The 17,157-nt window shown below is 66.4% G+C and carries 11 protein-coding genes and 1 pseudogene; 5 read left to right on the top strand and 7 right to left on the bottom strand.

Features of this window, described 5'->3' with window-relative positions:
- The first annotated feature begins 173 nt into the window (after positions 1–173).
- Complete coding sequence (gene ald, locus LKE06_RS15055; RefSeq protein ID WP_227999524.1) at positions 174–1,274, top strand: alanine dehydrogenase; 1,101 nt, start codon at positions 174–176, stop codon at positions 1,272–1,274.
- Positions 1,275–1,982: 708 nt separating this feature from the next.
- Here ald and LKE06_RS15045 read toward each other — a convergent pair.
- From LKE06_RS15045 to LKE06_RS15035, 3 genes are all read right to left on the bottom strand, one after another.
- Positions 1,983–2,261, bottom strand: a complete 279-nt coding sequence (locus LKE06_RS15045) for a hypothetical protein (RefSeq protein WP_227999520.1) — start codon at positions 2,259–2,261, stop codon at positions 1,983–1,985.
- A 625-nt stretch (positions 2,262–2,886) separates the two neighbouring features.
- Positions 2,887–3,471 carry an isochorismatase family protein gene (locus LKE06_RS15040; RefSeq protein WP_227999518.1) on the bottom strand — a complete coding sequence of 195 codons (585 nt, stop codon included), beginning with the start codon at positions 3,469–3,471 and terminating at the stop codon, positions 2,887–2,889.
- Positions 3,472–3,582: 111 nt separating this feature from the next.
- A complete protein-coding gene (locus LKE06_RS15035; protein ID WP_227999516.1) occupies positions 3,583–4,854 on the bottom strand; it encodes an MFS transporter in 1,272 nt (423 codons plus the stop codon).
- A 144-nt stretch (positions 4,855–4,998) separates the two neighbouring features.
- Between LKE06_RS15035 and LKE06_RS15030 the strand changes: the two genes are divergently transcribed.
- The 3 genes from LKE06_RS15030 to helR all read left to right on the top strand — a co-directional run bounded on the left by LKE06_RS15030 (position 4,999) and on the right by helR (position 9,134).
- Positions 4,999–5,109, top strand: coding sequence for a helix-turn-helix domain-containing protein (locus LKE06_RS15030; RefSeq protein WP_308188371.1), 111 nt, complete (start codon positions 4,999–5,001; stop codon positions 5,107–5,109).
- Positions 5,110–5,637: 528 nt separating this feature from the next.
- Complete coding sequence (locus LKE06_RS15025; RefSeq protein WP_227999514.1) at positions 5,638–6,873, top strand: glycosyltransferase; 1,236 nt, start codon at positions 5,638–5,640, stop codon at positions 6,871–6,873.
- Positions 6,874–6,914: 41 nt separating this feature from the next.
- Complete coding sequence (gene helR, locus LKE06_RS15020; RefSeq protein ID WP_227999513.1) at positions 6,915–9,134, top strand: RNA polymerase recycling motor ATPase HelR; 2,220 nt, start codon at positions 6,915–6,917, stop codon at positions 9,132–9,134.
- A gap of 172 nt (positions 9,135–9,306) precedes the next feature.
- On the opposite strand, the gene LKE06_RS15015 is transcribed toward helR, so the two are convergent.
- The 4 genes and pseudogenes from LKE06_RS15015 to LKE06_RS15000 all read right to left on the bottom strand — a co-directional run bounded on the left by LKE06_RS15015 (position 9,307) and on the right by LKE06_RS15000 (position 15,353).
- Positions 9,307–10,359 carry a fatty acid desaturase family protein gene (locus LKE06_RS15015; protein ID WP_227999511.1) on the bottom strand — a complete coding sequence of 351 codons (1,053 nt, stop codon included), beginning with the start codon at positions 10,357–10,359 and terminating at the stop codon, positions 9,307–9,309.
- 568 nt (positions 10,360–10,927) lie between these two features.
- Positions 10,928–11,047 (bottom strand): annotated as a pseudogene (locus LKE06_RS15010) (polyketide cyclase); the annotation flags it as partial.
- A gap of 73 nt (positions 11,048–11,120) precedes the next feature.
- Complete coding sequence (gene hutC / locus LKE06_RS15005) at positions 11,121–11,891, bottom strand: histidine utilization transcriptional repressor HutC (protein ID WP_227999509.1); 771 nt, start codon at positions 11,889–11,891, stop codon at positions 11,121–11,123.
- A 42-nt stretch (positions 11,892–11,933) separates the two neighbouring features.
- On the bottom strand, positions 11,934–15,353 hold the full coding sequence (locus LKE06_RS15000) for an NAD-glutamate dehydrogenase domain-containing protein (protein WP_372477385.1): 3,420 nt from the start codon (positions 15,351–15,353) through the stop codon (positions 11,934–11,936).
- A 117-nt stretch (positions 15,354–15,470) separates the two neighbouring features.
- Here LKE06_RS15000 and hutU point away from each other — a divergent pair, with 117 nt between their 5' ends.
- A complete protein-coding gene (gene hutU, locus LKE06_RS14995) occupies positions 15,471–17,150 on the top strand; it encodes a urocanate hydratase (protein ID WP_227999507.1) in 1,680 nt (559 codons plus the stop codon).
- Positions 17,151–17,157 lie beyond the last annotated feature (7 nt).

Genomic DNA, 17,157 nt, shown 5'->3' with positions numbered 1-17,157 from the left:
GTCGAATCATCGTTATCCATTATGGCGAATCATAGAATTATGTTCCCAAATATTGGCAAACGCTCGACGTTTCTTCAGGATTATTTCATGCCGGTCGAACTTATCGACCAACCGCCCTGATCAGCCCAGCACCATCGCGGTGCTGGGGGCCCTTAAAACCAAAGGAGCATGACGTGAGAGTCGGGATCCCCCGCGAGATCAAGAACCATGAGTACCGAGTCGCCATTACCCCCGCCGGTGTGCACGAACTGGTCGGGCGCGGCCACAAAGTGGCCATCGAGACCGGCGCTGGCCTCGGATCCTCCTTCTCCGACGAGGACTTCACGGCCTCAGGTGCCCAGGTCCTCTCGACCGCAGACCAGGTCTGGGAGACCAGCGACCTGCTACTCAAGGTCAAAGAGCCCATCCCCGAGGAGTACTCCCGCCTACGCCGGGATCAGGTGCTGTTCACCTACCTGCATCTGGCCGCCTCGAAAGACTGCACCGACGCACTCCTCACGTCCGGGACCACCTCGATCGCATACGAGACGGTCCTCGGTAGCGACGGCTCGCTTCCGCTGCTCGCCCCGATGAGCGAGGTCGCCGGCCGCCTCGCCTCGCAGGCCGGCGCCTACAACCTGATGCGCCATGGAGGGGGCCGCGGCGTCCTCATGGGCGGCGTACCCGGCGTACGACCGGCGAAGGTCGTCGTCATCGGCGCCGGAGTATCCGGCAAGAACGCGATCGCCGTCGCATACGGCATGCAGGCCGATGTCACCGTCCTCGACCTGTCCATCGCCCGTCTCCGCGACATCGACGCGCTGTACCACGGCCAAGTCAAGACGATCACCTCCAATAGCCTCGAACTCGAACAGGCTGTCCTCGAGGCAGACCTGGTCATCGGCGCGGTCCTCGTCCCCGGCGCCAAGGCCCCCAAACTGGTGACGAACGACCTGGTCTCCCGGATGAAGCCAGGCTCGGTGCTCGTCGACATCGCCATCGATCAGGGCGGCTGCTTCGAGGACTCGCGTCCCACCACGCATGCCGAGCCCACATACCAGGTGCACGGGTCCGTCTTCTACTGCGTGGCCAATATGCCCGGCGCCGTCCCTCGCACCTCGACCTATGCGCTGACCAACGCCACCCTCCCGTATGTAGTCGCGCTTGCTGACCGTGGTTGGGAAGCAGCGACCAGTACGATTTGCGGTCTCGACCAGGGCCTGAGCACCCACGACGGGGCGCTTTTGTCCGCCGAAGTCGCCGAAGCCCACGGATACGTGGCCGCCACGGTATGACGCGGCGCCGAACGGATATCCCTGACCGGCTCGCGTGACCCAACACGCGAGTCCGATCGGGCTGCCCGGCCCCTCGCGCCCGGGCGGCCCGATCACCTCGGTACCTCCCGGCCAAGCGCGGGCCGGACACGCGAATTGACCCAAATGCCAATCGCACAACGCCCTAATGGGAGTTGATCGGCGAGCCTACGACTGGGACTGGGTAGTCGGGGTGAGGCTGATCAACCGAGCTGCTGGCCGGCGAGCACTTTTGCCGCCCTGGAGTGTTGTCTGATTCCTAGAGTTGGATCGTGCCCCGCCCGGCTGGTGAGGCTGCCTGTAGCGCTGATGGGGTGTCGTGCCGATCGAGCACTGATCCATTAGGTCGCCGCCGGGTTGCCTTGGGCTCCAGCAGATTCCACTATCCACCGATGAGGAGATGACCGTTGATCTTCGTAGGCGACGACTGGGCCGAAGATCATCACGATGTCCATGTGATGGACGAAAACGGCAAGAAACTGGCCACGCGGATCTACACCGATGGATCACCCACAGCTCCGTGACCCGGGCATCCCGGCGAAACATGTTGCCGTTCGACATGTTTCGCCGTGTTATCCCGCGTGCCGCAGCGACGCGAAACGGCTACCGCGCATCGTCGATCCGAACCATACCGGCGCCCCTATGAGGACATGGGGGTTTGGGGCGGTGGCATGTTTCTGATCGTGTGGATCAGCCGATCAGCGAATTCATAATCGCGCCCGCGCTGGTCGTCACCACACCACCAATCATGGCTCCCGCCAGCATCTTTGGTGATGCCAGCGCGCGGTTGTTCCATTTCTCCCATGCGAACATACCGCCCGAATAGGTGATGCCGAGGACGCCCGAAAGCATCATGAACCAGGTGAAATACCGGGTAATCTTCATGATCTGCTCTGCGGACGGCGGCGCCTCAGGGGTAGGATTCTCCACACGGACGGCGAGCAATTCCTGCGCGAAATCAACGATCATCTGACGTCTCCGGTGACTCGTCCGATATCAATGATTAGGTCGATAAACCGCAGGCGACAAATCGTATAAACAGTTCGCCCGCACGATAGCGCAATAGTTCGGAAGTATCCGACCCGCCGGGCTGCCCTGTCAACCCTTTGTCCAGGCTCCTTACACCCCGCTGTTTGCCGGATCCGCGATCGGCTCCGGCAAACGCACTGACGGAAGGACAGTGCCGTGACCGTTCCCGATCCCACGCGCCCTGGCAGGCCCGCACCCGACGAACCGATCCCGCCCCCGATTCCCGAGCCGGTGCCCCCATCACCGAGGCCGCGCCCCGGAGATCCGGCACCGCCTACTCCCCCGCCGCCGCCGGATCCCGTTCCGGCGCCGGATCCGATCCCGCCCAGCCCGATTTGATTCGGCGCGGGTCGCGGTGACTCAGGATCGGCTGCATCATGTCGACCGGCACTACACCCGCCCCGGCAACCATGGCCGCCGCCAACACCGCTCGTCAGCGCCCACGCGGCGGTGCCGCTGGCACAGCTGTGCGGAGGCGGGCTGGTCGCGGCGGCACTTGGCACCCGCTACGCGCCCCCGACCACACCGACCCTGACGAGGACGACTGATCCCGGCGTCCCGGGTTTCAGTTGCGGGTCTTGGCAAACATTTCAATGATCTCGGTGGTGGAACCAGTCTCGCCCAGGAGAGGGAAGACCCGTTCAATGCTATTGCGGTGCGCCTCGACATCCAGATCGGCCATGGCGTCCGTCGCGAGCGTGACGTGGTAGCCGTGTTCGTAGGCGGCGCGGGCGGTCGACTCCACACCGATGCTGGTGGTGAGCCCGGCCAGCACGATCTGTGTGATGCCGCGGCGGCGCAGTTGCAAGTCGAGGTCGGTTCCGTAGAAAGCACCCCAGGTGCGCTTGGTCACTGTGATGTCGTCAGGGTGGCCGGCGAGGTCATCGACGATGGCATCCCAGCCTTCGGGCAAGGAACCGGGCCGGCTCGGGACCTCGCTGCGACCTGGAGCGGCATCCGATCCGTCCGCACGGGCCGTGACCCGCACCAGGACGACCGGGGCGCTGTGTTCGCGGAAGGCGCGGGCCAGCTCGACCGCCCGGGCCACTACCTCGGAGCCGGGAAAGGGGACCGTGGGAGCGTCGACGATGGCGTTCTGCAAGTCGATGATGACCAGTGCGCTGGACGAGTCGAGTGTTGTGACAGTCATGAATGGTGCCTCTTCTGCATCGGCGGCTCAGCCGCGGTGTCTTCCGTGTGGCTCGGGGCCAGTTCTTGCCGTTGTCGCGTGGCTTGCATCTGAAAGCTGTTGGCGGCCCCTTTATTTGGCTTCACGCGAAACGCCTGCTGCGTGTGGCTGGGCACGGGCAGGGTCGGGTGGGAGTGCGGAATCCTCGCGGCGGGGCAGCAGCAACGGGCTGACGAGGATCAGCAGTCCCGCGACTGTGATAGCCGTGCGTGGGCTGGTGGCTTCGGCGAGCAGTCCGCCGAGCGCGCTGAGGATGGCGATGGAGGCACTGCTGCTGATCGACCAGGCCGACAGGGTGCGGACGATGCGGTCTTTGGGTGTGTGCTCGAGTCGATAGGTGGCGAGTACCGGGTTGTACAGGCTCATGCTGATGATGATCGCGAACTCGACAGCGATCACAATCGCAAGGCCTGCGACACCGGGCTGGACGAACGCGAGGCCGATCAGCCAGACCGCACGCAGCGTCCCGACGGTACGAAGGATCCGATGTTGGCCGTACCGCGCCACGACACGGCGGGCAAGGCGTGAGCCGATGAGTCCGCCGACACAGGGGGCGGCGAAGGCGAGGCCGTACTGCCAGGGTGGGAATCCGAGCTGGCGGAGCAGAAGCACGGCCAACAGCGGCTCGGTGGCCATGATCAGTCCGCCGACGAGCAGCTGGTTGAGATACAGCGCCCGTAGGCCGGGATGGGCCAGGAGGTGCCGCCAGCCGTCGAGCAACTCGCCGGCCCGGTCCCGGCGCTTGTCGGTTCGCCGCGGGTGCTCTTCTCGGCCGCGAATCGCCGTGACACCCAACGCGGAGAGCAGGTAGCTGAGCGCGTCGGCCACGACAGTGGTGACCGGCCCGAACAGGCCGATCGCCGCCCCGCCCAGTGGTGGCCCGACGGCGATCGAGCTCCAGTTGGTGGACTCGAACCGCGCGTTGGCCACTAGCAGGTCGTCCGGCCGGACGAGGGCCTCGAGGTAGGCGCCGCTCGCCGCATTGAAGGCGATCTTGGCCGCGGCGACCACGGCCGAGACGACCAGCAACTGGACGAAACTGAGCCGACCGAGAGCGTAGGCGACCGGGATCGTCATCATGACCGCGAACCGGGCCAGGTCCATCGCGATCATCATCGGCCGCTTGGGGCGAAACTCCACCCACGGCCCGAGCGGCAACGCGATCAGCGCGCCCACTGCCGGCCCCACCGCTGACAGCACGGACACCTGAACAGGGCTGGCGTGCAACACCAGCACGGCGATCAGCGGTAATGCACCGAAACCCAGCCCGGAGCCATAGGCGCTGACTGCGTAGGACGTCCACAGCCATCCGAACTGCCGGCCCAGGGATCGTCTGGCTACCAAGCTCCGTACCTCCGCTTCGAACAACTCACTGTTGATCGCCAGTGATCAAAGCAAGGCCGAGGAGGCTGGATCAAACAACTGCGCTGACGGCGAGCCACAACCGTATGTTGTGCAAGTAGGCTTTGCTGTGCGGATCTCGACGCCGTGCGCACCTTCATTGCCGCTGCGGACGCCGACCAGTTTCAGGAAGCTGCCGCGGCGCTGTCGATCACTCAGCAGGCGGTCTCCAAGCGCATCGCGACACTGGAGAACTGAGGCCGTCGCACCGCAGATGCAAGAACGGGAGCAGCTTTGGAAGCTGATATCGGACCTGGCGCCGACCTATCACCACTACGAAGCCCGCAGTCGCCGGATCATCCCGATCGCGGTATTTGAACGAATACCAACCGAACCCGCATGACCGGAACGACCATCTCGCCGGTAGCCGTTCACGGTTGATAATGCACGGGTTGCCGACGGAATCACCAGCGCGACAGTACTTCTGCGTCCCGTCGCTGCGGTGCCGGCACTATCGAATCGGGTTGGATTCGGCCGACCGCAGACTGTGGCGGCGAGCTCTGTTCGTCGTCGGTGGCCGGGTAGAGGGATGACCACTCGGGCGCGAACGACAGCCGATCGCTTCGCAAGAAGATGGCCGTTCACAGCGGACGACTAAACCGGAAAAGAGCGGACCTACTCCCTCCCACTCTCAACTTATAGCGCACCGGGGGGCTTGCGGCAAGGCCGGGGGTGTGCCGCATACTCGCTGGCCGAAGCCGGAATCGACGGAAATGGAGTAGCGATATGCGTGTGTTGTTGTCGACGTATGGGTCGCGTGGGGACGTCGAACCGCTGGTGGCACTCGCGGTCCAGTTGCGGGAACTCGATGCGGAGGTGCGGGTGTGTGCGCCACCGGACGAGGACTTCGCACAGCGGTTGGCCGGTGTCGGCGTGCCGATGGTGCCCGTCGGCCCGTCGGCGCGCGCGCTGACGATTGCGGCACCGCGCCCGTCATCCCTGCCCGAACGCGCGGCCGAGGTGATCGCCGGCCAGTTCGAGGCGGTCACCGCGGCGGCCGAGGGATGTGACGCGCTGGTGGCGACCGGGATGATGCCCGCGGTGGCCGGCGCGCTGTCGGTCGCCGAAAAATTGGGCATCCGCTCGGTGTCGGTGAGCTTTCAGCAGCTCATCCTGCCGTCGCCGCACCGCCCGCCGCTGGCGTATCCGGGGCGGCCGCTCCCACCGGAGGTGACCGACAACCGGGTGCTGTGGGAACTGGACGCTGCGAGCATCAACGCGCTGTTCGGTACGGCGCTCAACACGAACCGGGCGTCGATCGGTCTGCCACCGGTGGACAATGTCCGCGACTACGTCATCGGCACCCAGCCGTGGCTGGCGACGGACCCGATCCTGGACCCGTGGCAGGAGGCGCCGGACCTCGACGTCGCCCAGACCGGCGCGTGGATCCTGCCCGACGTTCAACCACTCCCGGACGAGTTGGTGGCGTTCCTGGACGCCGGCACACCACCGGTGTACGTGGGCTTCGGCAGCATGCCCATGCATGCATCGACGGATGTCGCCGAGGTGGCCATCGAGGCGATCCGCGCGCGGGGCCGCCGCGTGGTTGTGTTCTGCGGCTGGGCCGAGCTGGCCCCGATCGACGACCGGGACGACTGCTTCGTCGTCGGCGAGGTCAACCAGCAGGCACTGTTCGGCCGGGTGGCCGCCGTCGTGCACCACGGCGGCGCGGGTACCACGACGACGGCCACCCGCGCCGGCGCACCTCAGGTGGTGGTACCCCAGGCAGCGGACCAACCGTACTGGGCTGGTCGGGTGGCCGAGTTGGGTATCGGTGCGGCACACGACGGTCCGACTCCGAGCATCGAGTCCCTGTCAGCCGCGCTCGAAATGGCCCTGGCCCCCGGAACCCGTGCACGAGCGACCGCCGTGGCGGGCACGATCCGCACCGACGGGGCAAAGGTGGCCGCAAAGCTGCTGCTCGAAGCCGTCAGCCGAGAAAGGCCGCAGGTATTCGTGTGAACCGGACGGGATCATCGTTGCAGGGAAAAAGTAAGGGGCACATGTCAATTCAAGGGCACGAAGACGACTTACGGTCGGAGCGGAGCTACGTGGCCGGGCTCTACGCGCGCCTGGACACCGAGCGCGCGCGAGTGAAAGCCGAGTACAACTCGGCGTTGCGGGGAAGAGACGGGTCGCCCATGGAACGGGAGTTCCATGTGCGGGCGCTGGACAAGGCGGCAAAGCGGCTGGACGTAGCGGACAACGGGCTGTGTTTCGGCCGGTTGGACACGGCGTCGGGCGAACATTCCTACATCGGACGGATCGGCATTTTCGACGAGAAAAACGAGTTCGAACCGCTGTTGCTCGATTGGCGGGCGCCGGCGTCGCGTGCGTTCTACGTCGCTACCGCCGCGAACCCGGAGAACATACGACGGCGCCGCCAGTTCCACACGCGTGGGCGTCGAGTGGTCGATTTCACCGACGAGATACTCGGTCGCCCCGATGGTGGTGAGCAAGTCGTCGGAGAGGATGAAGACGCGGCTCTGCTCGCTGCGGTCAACGCGCCGCGCGGTGACGGGATGCGCGACATCGTGGCGACGATCCAGGCCGAACAAGACGGAATCATCCGGCTCGATCACCCAGGCGTGGTGGTGATCGAGGGTGGCCCGGGTACCGGGAAGACCGTGGTGGCGCTGCACCGCGTCGCGTACCTGCTCTACACCCAGCGGGAGCGGATGGAACGTCATGGTGTGCTCGTGGTCGGGCCGAACCCGGCGTTCCTGAACCACATCGGCCGCGTTCTGCCGTCGCTGGGCGAGTCTGCTGTCGTGTTCACGACCACCGGCGACCTGGTGCCCGGTCTGCGCGTCACCGCCGAGGACACCCCGCAAGCCATGCGGGACAAGGGCTCCCTGAAAATCCTGGACGTGCTCGCGGCGGCGGTCGCCGATCGGCAGCGGCTACCGGAGCATCCGCTGTCGATCGATTTGGCGGACGTCACGGTGCGGATCGACTCCGAGACCGCGCAGTGGGCCAGACAGGAGGCGCGCGAGAGCGGGCTGCCGCATAACGCGGCCCGCACGGTGTTCGCTGAGATCATCACCTACGTGCTCACCGAACGGGCGATAGCCCGGATCGGACAGGGCTGGCTGACCCGGGCGGATCGCGAAGCATGGGAGCAGTTGCGGGCCGACCTGCTCGCCGAGCTCGCCGAGAACGATAAGTTCACCGCCGCGCTCGACGAACTCTGGCCGGTACTGACACCGGAAACACTGTTGGCAGAACTGTATTCGTGCCCCGAAAGGTTGAGTGCGGCAGGCGCCGACCCAGCGCTGTTGCGTGCCGACGGAGACGCCTGGACGGTGTCGGACGTGCCGCTGCTCGACGAACTCATCGACCTGCTCGGCCGCGACAAGGCGGCCGACGAGGCCGCCGAGCGCGCCGCCGAGCGGGAACGCAAGGCCGAGGCCGAATACGCCGCCGGCGTGCTGGACACTCTCATCAAGCGCGAGGACCTGAACGACGACATCGGCTTGCTCGCCAAGGACATGCTCTACGGCGAGGATCTGGCGGATCGCTTCGTTGAACGCGACACCCGTGAACTCGTCGAACGCGCTGCTGCGGACCGGGACTGGACCTATCGGCACGTCGTGGTCGACGAGGCTCAAGAACTGTCCGAAATGGACTGGCGGGTACTGATGCGCCGCTGCCCGGGCCGATCTTTCACGGTGGTCGGTGATCTCGCCCAACGCCGGTCGGTGGCCGGAGCGACATCGTGGGACACGATGATGGAGCCGTATGTGCCGGGCCGCTGGCTCTACCGGTCGCTAACGGTGAACTACCGCACTCCGGCGGAGATCATGACCGTCGCCGCCGCGCTGCTCGCCGAGTTCGCGCCCGGGGTCCAGCCACCGGAGTCGGTCCGCGCGAGCGGCGTCCAGCCCTGGTCCAGGCGGGTCACCGAGGACGAACTGCACACTGCCATAGCGGAATTCGTGCGGGACGAAGCCGATCGTGACGGCACCAGTGTGGTGATCGGGCCACCGGGTGTGCCGGGCACAGTAATGGCATCGGAGACGAAGGGCCTGGAGTTCGACGCCGTCCTGGTCGTGGAACCGGAACGGATCCTCGCCGACGGCCCACGCGGCGCGGCCGAACTCTACGTGGCCCTCACCCGCGCCACCCAACGCCTCGGCGTCCTGCACCAGGGCCCATTGCCGCAGGCCCTGACCGGCCTCGCCGATAACGGGACACTCGCCCAGGCCGGGAAGCAACCGTAGCGACACGACGTGCGCTGCCGGGTCCAGGTCGTGGCGGTGCCGGCATGGCGAGACAACCGCGAAACACGCTGGCGCCCTTTCTACGATATCCGCCAGCGGTTGGCCGACATGCATCCGGCCGGGCCGCCCGAACGCGCGGGATTGCCGACGCGCGGGCATTCGAGCGGTTGGTTTACTCGCCCCGGTAACCGGGCCCGGTGTGCGGCTCGACCGGACCCGAGAGTCGGCCGACGGCGTCGAGGTGGCGCAGCGCTTGTGCGTAGGAGGTGAACAGGCTCGTCTGGCAGTAGGGAATTCCGGCCTCGGCGCAGAATTCTTCGACAAGTGGCTGGGCTCGGCGCAGATTGGGTCGCGGCATGGACGGGAAGAGGTGGTGCTCGATCTGGTAGTTCAGCCCACCCATGGCTGCGTCGACGAGTCGGCTGCCACGGACATTGCGAGAAGTGAGCACTTGACGGCGCAGGTAGTCGGTCGAGTCACCAGCCTCCAGTACCGCCATGCCCTTGTGGTTGGGTGCGAAAGTACAGCCCATGTAGAACCCGAAAAGACCTTGTTGCACAACGATGAAGGCCACCGCTTTGGCCGGTGAGAGAATCAGGAACACCGCAGCGAGATATCCGGCGGCGTGCGCGGCGAGCAGCACGGCCTCCCAGACGCGGTGTGGGATCGCCCAGCGCCGCACCGCTCGAACGCTGGCGTAGTGCAGGCTGCCCGCCTCTAGCAACAACATCGGAAAGAACAGCCAGGCTTGGTAGCGGAATATGAACCGCCGCAGGCCTTTTCCGGTCCGTGCGCGCTCGCCGGAATGCGCCAGCACCCCCAGGATGTCTGGATCCGAGCCCTCGGTGTTGGGGTGGGCGTGGTGCCGATTGTGATTGCTGGTCCACCATCCGATGCTCACTCCGATGCCGAGATTGCCCGCGATCACACCGAACAGGTAATTGGCTCGCCGGGTGTCGAAGATCTGCTTGTGCCCGGCGTCATGGCCGAGGAAGGCGATCTGGGCGAACACCATGCCCAGGAGCACGGCGGTGCCCAGTTGCCACCACGAGTTGCCGACAGAGAAGAACACCGCCCACCCGGCCACGAACGCCGCCGCGGTGACCGCACACTTTCGGGCGTAATACCCCAGCTGCCGGTCCAGCAGAGCCGCTTTGCGCACCCGACGTAACAACATCGCGTACTCACTGCCACGCGCCGGTGCGGCGTCAGAGGACCACCGCACTTGGGTTGTCGTGGCAGACAGTTGCGACGTTTCGGGCCCGTCTGTATCGCTGCGGTCGACCGCGACCGCATGCATTGCGGAAGCCGCGCCGGGCACCACTCGACGGGTAGATCCTTCTAAAACCACGTGGCCACCCTGCACATCCTGCTTCATTTGTTGTTCTCCGGCCCCCAACTGTCGTCCTCCATGTCTCCGCCGACTACACCGGCCCTCCGGAAGTCAGCGCACACCTACTCACCCGTGGTCGAGAGCAGAGTGTCACGCGGAGACCATCACCAGGTGAACGGGTGTGCGGATCGGCAACACATCTGCGTGACGAATCAGCACTCCGGCCCGCCGGGAACGCCGCGAGATCCACAGTCGCGAGTATGCAAGACCGATCTGATTCGGCGAATTCTCGAGTCCTGGCAACCCCCTGCTCGACGCTGACGACACCGGCGCCGGACTATTCGTATCGGACTCGTGGGTGTCCTCGGGCCGACGGTCGCGCTCGACCGCCCGGTGCTCCACTCTGCGCGATCCGGCAGCGGCTCCGGGATCCACTCCTCCACATAGTGTTTCCCGCACCGCGCACCGCACCGTTGGTGAGGGTGGTGCTGAACACCGCTCCCGCCGCGCGTACCCGCTGGCCCGCCGCTGCTTCGGCCAGGTTGTCGTTACCGTCCCAGCGCGGTTGCTGAGCGGCGTCGTTGCCGCACAATCCTTCCGATCATCCCCACCCGAATCCGGCCGGCGGCCGCGACCCCAATCGGCGACGGTGGTCAGCTCGGTTCGCCGCCGAAGCTGCCCTCCAGCCGGTTGCGCGAGCCTGGGTGGATGAGCCGCGCGACGCTGACGAGGCCGCTCGATGACCAGGTGCGCCGCCGGATCAGCAGGCATGGCTCGGAGCGCGGGATCCCGAGCAGTCCGCACTCGTCGGCGCCTGCCAGCACCGCCTCGACGACGTGTTCACCGCGTACGAGCGGCGCCGCCTCGCTGAGGTAGGTGTTCGGCGTCAGTGTCGTGAAGTCCTGTTCCAGGTAGGCCGGTGCCTCGTCCGGGTTGACGTAACGGTCCTCCACCTGGATCGGGACGTCGTCTTCGAAGTGCACGAGCAGTGAATGGAATACCTTGCCGCGCACCGCGTTTCCCAGCACCGGATGTCCCTCGTCGGACTCCTCGGAACGCGCGAACACGACCTCCGTGCGATGCCGGTGACCGCGCTGCTGGATCTCGTCGGCGATGTTCTTGACCTCGAACAGCGGCGAGGCTGTCTTGGTCGGCGCGACGAAGGTGCCGACTCCCATCACGCGGATCAAAGCGCCACCGGCCGTGAGATCACGCAGTGCGCGATTGATGGTCATCCGCGACAGCCTCAGCGCGTTGACGAGCTGGTTCTCCGAGGGGATCTGATCGCCCTCCTGCCACCGCCCGACCTTGATCTGCGACAGGATCAGCTGCTTGACGCGCTCGTACGCCGCGAACTCGGACCCCAGTTCGTCGTACAGCGCGGCCAGCTCCGCATCGACTACTTCGATCGCCACCACCGACACCCGTTCCCTTGCCTCATGAGTTCTCGCCAGGACATGCGATCGTCACCGCACCAGTGCGCGGAGCTGTCGCGTCGCGACCGACAGTGCCGCCAGGTCCCGGCCGCCCGATTCCGAGATTGCCTCGAGGATACGTTGCGCACGGTTCAGCTGTGCCGCACTACGGTCCGCCCACCCGCCGATGAGTTCCTCGGCCGCGTCACCGGATTCGCTGCCGACGAGAACATCCTGGCAGAGCGCCCGGATAGTGCCGTACAGCTCGTCACGCAGGGCCACTCGGGCCAGGGCGTTCCATTTCGTTTCGCGTTCCAGCCGCGACACCGCCATCAGCCGCGCCACCATGTCGAGCCGCTCGCCGAGCAGGTAATACACCTCGGCCACAGCGTGCGGCGGTCGGCCGCAGATCTCGGCGACCTCGATGATGTCCAGCAGGGCGAACCGGTCGAGCAGCAGCGCTACCCGGCGGGCCAGCTCCTCCGGCACGCCGCGCGCTATCAACGCCGCACCGCGTTCGCGCGCGATGTCCGCGTCGCTGCCCGACAACCATCCTGCGACGTGCGGGGTCAGCTCGGCGACCTGGTCGCGGAAGCGCCGGATCTCTGCGCCTACCGCGAGAGGTTGCGGCCGGTGCGTCAGCATCCATCGGGCGGCGCGGTCCAGCAGCCTGCGGCTGAGCACGATGAGGTCGTCGGCGAGTTCGGCGCCGAGTCCGCTGCCGCGGATGTCGCGCCATAGCGCAGGCAGTTCGAAGACCACCGCGACCACCGCGAAAGCGCGGACAGCGTCGGCGTTGCTGGCCCCGGATTCCTCGGAGAGCCGGTATGCGTAGGTGATACCGCCGTTGTCGACGACGGTGTTGGTCAGTACCGTCGCGATGATCTCGCGGCGCAGCGGATGGTCGGCGATCGCGTCGCGGTACTCGGTACGCAACCGTTGCGGGAAATAGCCCGCGAGTTCCGCTGCGAACGCGGGGCTTTCGGGCAGGTCGCCCGCGAGTAGGTCGGCCTGCAGGACGAGCTTGACGTGTGCGAGCAGCATGGCCAGCTCCGGCGAGGTCAGCGCCTGACCGGACCGCCGCCGGGTGGCGATCTCCTTCTTGCTCGGCAGTATCTCCTGGTCGCGGTCGAGACCGTTGGCCCGCTCGAGATGGTCGATGAGGCGCCCGTGCACCGCGATCGACGCTGCCGCCCGTGCCCGGCTGGTGCCCATCAGCTGGTTCTGGGATTCGTTGTCGGCGAGGACGAGCCGGGTCACCTCGGGCGCCATCGCCGCGAGCAGCGCGTTGCGCTTGTCGGGGTCCAGCCTGCCGCAGCTGACCAGACCGTCGAGCAGGATCTTGATGTTGACCTCGTGATCGGAGCAGTCGACACCGGCCGAGTTGTCCAGCGCGTCGGTGTTGATCCGCCCACCGGCGCAAGCGAATTCGATCCGGCCGCGCTGGGTGAACCCGAGGTTGCCACCTTCGCCCACCACGCGGGCGCGCACCTCGCCGCCGTCGACGCGGACTCCATCGTTGTTCTTATCGCCCACATCGAGAGAGGATTCGGTACCGGCCTTGACGTAGGTGCCGATACCGCCGTTCCACAGCAGGTCGACCGGCGAACGCAGGATGGCGCGCACCAGTTCGGGCGGGGTCAGCCGGGTGACATCGGCGGGTAGCCCGAGCGCTGCCCGCACCTCGGCGCCGATCGGCACCGCCTTGCTGGTGCGCTCCCAGACGCCGCCGCCGACGCTGATCAACTCCGGCGCGTAATCCGCCCATGAGGAGCGCGGTATCCCGAACAGCCGGGCGCGCTCGGCGAAGGACACCTCGGCATCGGGGTTCGGGTCAAGGAAGATATGCCGGTGGTCGAACGCCGCGACGAGCCGGATGTGCCGACTCGCGAGCATCCCGTTGCCGAACACGTCACCACTCATGTCGCCGATGCCGATTGCGGTGAAGTCCTCGGACTGGGTGTCGATACCCAGTTCCTGGAAGTGCCGCTTCACGCTCTCCCACGCACCCTTGGCGGTGATGCCGAGCGCCTTGTGGTCGTAGCCGACCGAGCCGCCGGAGGCGAAGGCGTCGCCGAGCCAGAAACCGTAGTGCGCGGCAACGTCATTGGCGATGTCGGAGAAGCTCGCCGTGCCCTTGTCCGCCGCGACCACCAGATAGGTGTCGTCTCCGTCGCGTCGCCGCACCCGCGGCGGCGGGATCACCGCACCTGTCGCCAGGTCTACATTGTCGGTGAGGTCGAGCAGACCGCCGATGAAGGTGCGGTAGCAGCGGACGCCCTCGGCTCGTAACGCTTCGCGGTCGGCGGCCTCGTCGCCGGTGGACGCGGGCGGGCGCTTGACGACGAACCCGCCCTTGGCGCCGGCCGGGACTATGACGGCGTTCTTCACCGCTTGCGCCTTGACCAGGCCGAGCACCTCGGCGCGGTAGTCCTCCCGGCGATCCGACCAGCGCAGCCCGCCGCGCGCGACCTTACCGAACCGCATGTGCACACCTTCGACCTGGGGCGAATGGACGTAGATCTCGAATTGCGGTCGCGGCACCGGCATTTCGGGGATCCGACGCGGGGCGAACTTGAAGGACAGGCACGCCCGTTCGCCGGTTTCGTCGCGCACGAAGAAGTTGGTGCGCAACGTCGCCATGATCACGGTGAGGTATGCGCGCAGGATCCGGTCGGCGTCGAGGCCGGGTACCGTGGCGATTCCCGCTTCCAGCGCGGCGAGCATCGGATCAACCGCCGCAGTGGTGGCGGGATCGAATTGGGCATCGAACAGGCCGATCAGGTCGCGGGTCAGGTCGCGGTGTTCGCCGAGCACCGTGGCGATATGGGTCCTGCTGTACGGAAAACCGCCTTGGCGCAGGTAGTTCGCATAGGCGCGCAGCACACCGACCTGGTTCGGGTCCAGGCCCGCCCTCGGCACCAGTTCGTTGAATCGGTCGGCCTCGCCGTACCCGTGCCAGATCGCGGCGCAGGTGTCGGTGAAGCGCCTGGCGAAGTCCTCGTCCACCACGTCGTCCGGCAGCGTCCGCTCCGGGTAGCGGAGGGTGAATTCGTATATCCGGCAGTCGATTCCGCCGCTATTGGTGATCGCGTAGGGGCGCTCGTCGAGCACCTCGACGCCGAGGCTCTGTAGGATCGGCAGCACCTCGCTCAGCGATGCGGTTCGCCCGCCCACATACAACGTCAGTAGCCACTGCGCGGACGACGGAGCCGACCGTTCGAGGCGCAGATCCACCGAATCCCGGTCGAGTCGCTCCAGTCGGGCGATGTCCTCAATCGCACGGCCGGGTCCGAAATCCCGCTGATAGTTCTCCGGGATCGCGGCCGCGTAATGAAGCGCTATCATCCGGTCGAGAGGGGCGGCGAGGGCATGGTCGCACCAGGTGGACTCGGTCCGGCCGGCCCGTTGCCGGGTCGGCGGATCCGCTGTCGAATCCGTTGAAGTTGCCTTCATGTCACTACCTTCCAGCGGAAGCTGCCCACTTCCACCCGGTACGCTTGACAGTTAGTTGTATATACAGGACTATACACCTAACCGCTGATTTTAGTGACCCGGCGCACATATCATCATTCGAGGAGAGAACTCATGACCGACGCTTTCACTCCGTCCGGATCCGGCCCTCGCCCCGTATCCGCCGACCACGGCAGCGAACTGAGCACGCTGGGCTGGCAGCAAGAGGGCGCGCTGCGGATGCTGATGAACAACCTCGACCCCGAGGTCGCCGAACGCCCCGACGACCTCGTCGTCTACGGCGGAACCGGCCGCGCGGTGCGCAGCTGGGAAGCATTCGACGCGATCGTGCGCACGCTGAAGACGCTGAAGTCCGATGAGACCCTGCTCGTCCAGTCAGGTAAGCCGGTCGGCGTCCTGCGCACCAATGAGTGGGCGCCTCGAGTCCTGCTCGCGAACTCCAACCTGGTCGGCGATTGGGCCAATTGGGAGGAATTCCGCAAGCTGGAACAGCTCGGCCTGATCATGTACGGCCAGATGACCGCCGGATCTTGGATCTACATCGGCAGCCAAGGGATCCTGCAGGGCACCTACGAAACCTTCGGCGCCGTGGCACGCAAGCGCTTCGAGGGCACCCTCGCAGGCACCATCACCCTCACCGCCGGCCTCGGCGGAATGGGCGGCGCCCAGCCGCTGGCGGTGACGATGAACGAGGGCGTGGCGATTTGCGTGGAATGCGACCCGGCGCGCATCGACCGCCGCATCGCCCACGGCTACCTAGATACCAAGGCCGACTCCGTGGCGCAGGCGCTGGAGCTGGCGATCCGGGCTCGTGACGAACGCAAGCCGCTGTCGGTCGGCCTGGTCGGCAATGCCGCCGAGATCTTCCCGCAACTGCTAGCGATGGACGCACCGATCGACATCGTCACCGACCAGACCTCGGCCCACGACCCGCTGTCCTACCTGCCGATCGGCGTTGCGCTCGAGGACTGGCACACCCTCGCCGGCAAAGACCCGGGCTGGTTCACTACCGAGGCACAGTCGTCGATGGCCAAGCACGTCGAGGCTATGGTCGGCTTCCTGGACAAGGGCGCGGAGGTATTCGACTACGGCAACTCCATCCGCGACGAGGCCCGAAAGGGCGGCTACGACCGGGCTTTCGCCTTCCCCGGCTTCGTCCCGGCCTACATCCGCCCGCTGTTCGAAGAGGGACTCGGCCCGTTCCGCTGGGCCGCGCTGTCGGGCGATCCGAAGGACATCGCTGCCACCGACCGCGCGATCCTCGAACTGTTCCCCGACAACGAGCACCTGAGGCGGTGGATCACCCTGGCGGGCGAGAAGGTGAAGTTCGAGGGCCTGCCCGCGCGCATCTGCTGGCTCGGCTACGGCGAACGGCACCGCGCCGGAATGAAATTCAACGAAATGGTCGCTTCCGGTGAGCTGTCCGCACCGCTGGCCATCGGCCGCGACCACCTCGACTCCGGCTCGGTGGCCTCGCCCTACCGCGAAACCGAGTCGATGGCCGACGGTTCCGACGCGATCGCCGACTGGCCGCTGCTCAACGCCCTCGTCAACACCGCTTCCGGCGCATCCTGGGTCTCCATCCACCACGGCGGCGGCGTCGGCATGGGCCGTTCGATCCACGCCGGTCAGGTGTGCATCGCCGACGGAACCGAGCTCGCCGCACGGAAGCTGGAGCGGGTGCTCACCAACGATCCGGGCATGGGCGTCATCCGCCACGCCGACGCCGGCTACGAACACGCCCTCGAGGTCGCCCGCGAGCGCGGCGTTCGAATTCCGATGCAGGAGAGCTGATTTCGGC

Source organism: Nocardia australiensis, assembly GCF_020733705.1.
Taxonomy (GTDB): domain Bacteria; phylum Actinomycetota; class Actinomycetes; order Mycobacteriales; family Mycobacteriaceae; genus Nocardia; species Nocardia australiensis.
The sequence above is the reverse complement of the archived record's forward strand: the minus strand, read 5'-3'. Positions and strand labels throughout refer to the sequence as shown.

Bases quoted from the DNA above. Each gene is read 5' to 3' on its own strand.
- LKE06_RS15045 (WP_227999520.1), bottom strand. From the start codon at position 2,261: ATGATCGTTGATTTCGCGCAGGAATTGCTCGCCGTCCGTGTGGAGAAT.
- LKE06_RS15040 (WP_227999518.1), bottom strand. From the start codon at position 3,471: ATGACTGTCACAACACTCGACTCGTCCAGCGCACTGGTCATCATCGAC.
- LKE06_RS15025 (WP_227999514.1), top strand. From the start codon at position 5,638: ATGCGTGTGTTGTTGTCGACGTATGGGTCGCGTGGGGACGTCGAACCG.
- helR (WP_227999513.1), top strand. From the start codon at position 6,915: ATGTCAATTCAAGGGCACGAAGACGACTTACGGTCGGAGCGGAGCTAC.
- hutU (WP_227999507.1), top strand. From the start codon at position 15,471: ATGACCGACGCTTTCACTCCGTCCGGATCCGGCCCTCGCCCCGTATCC.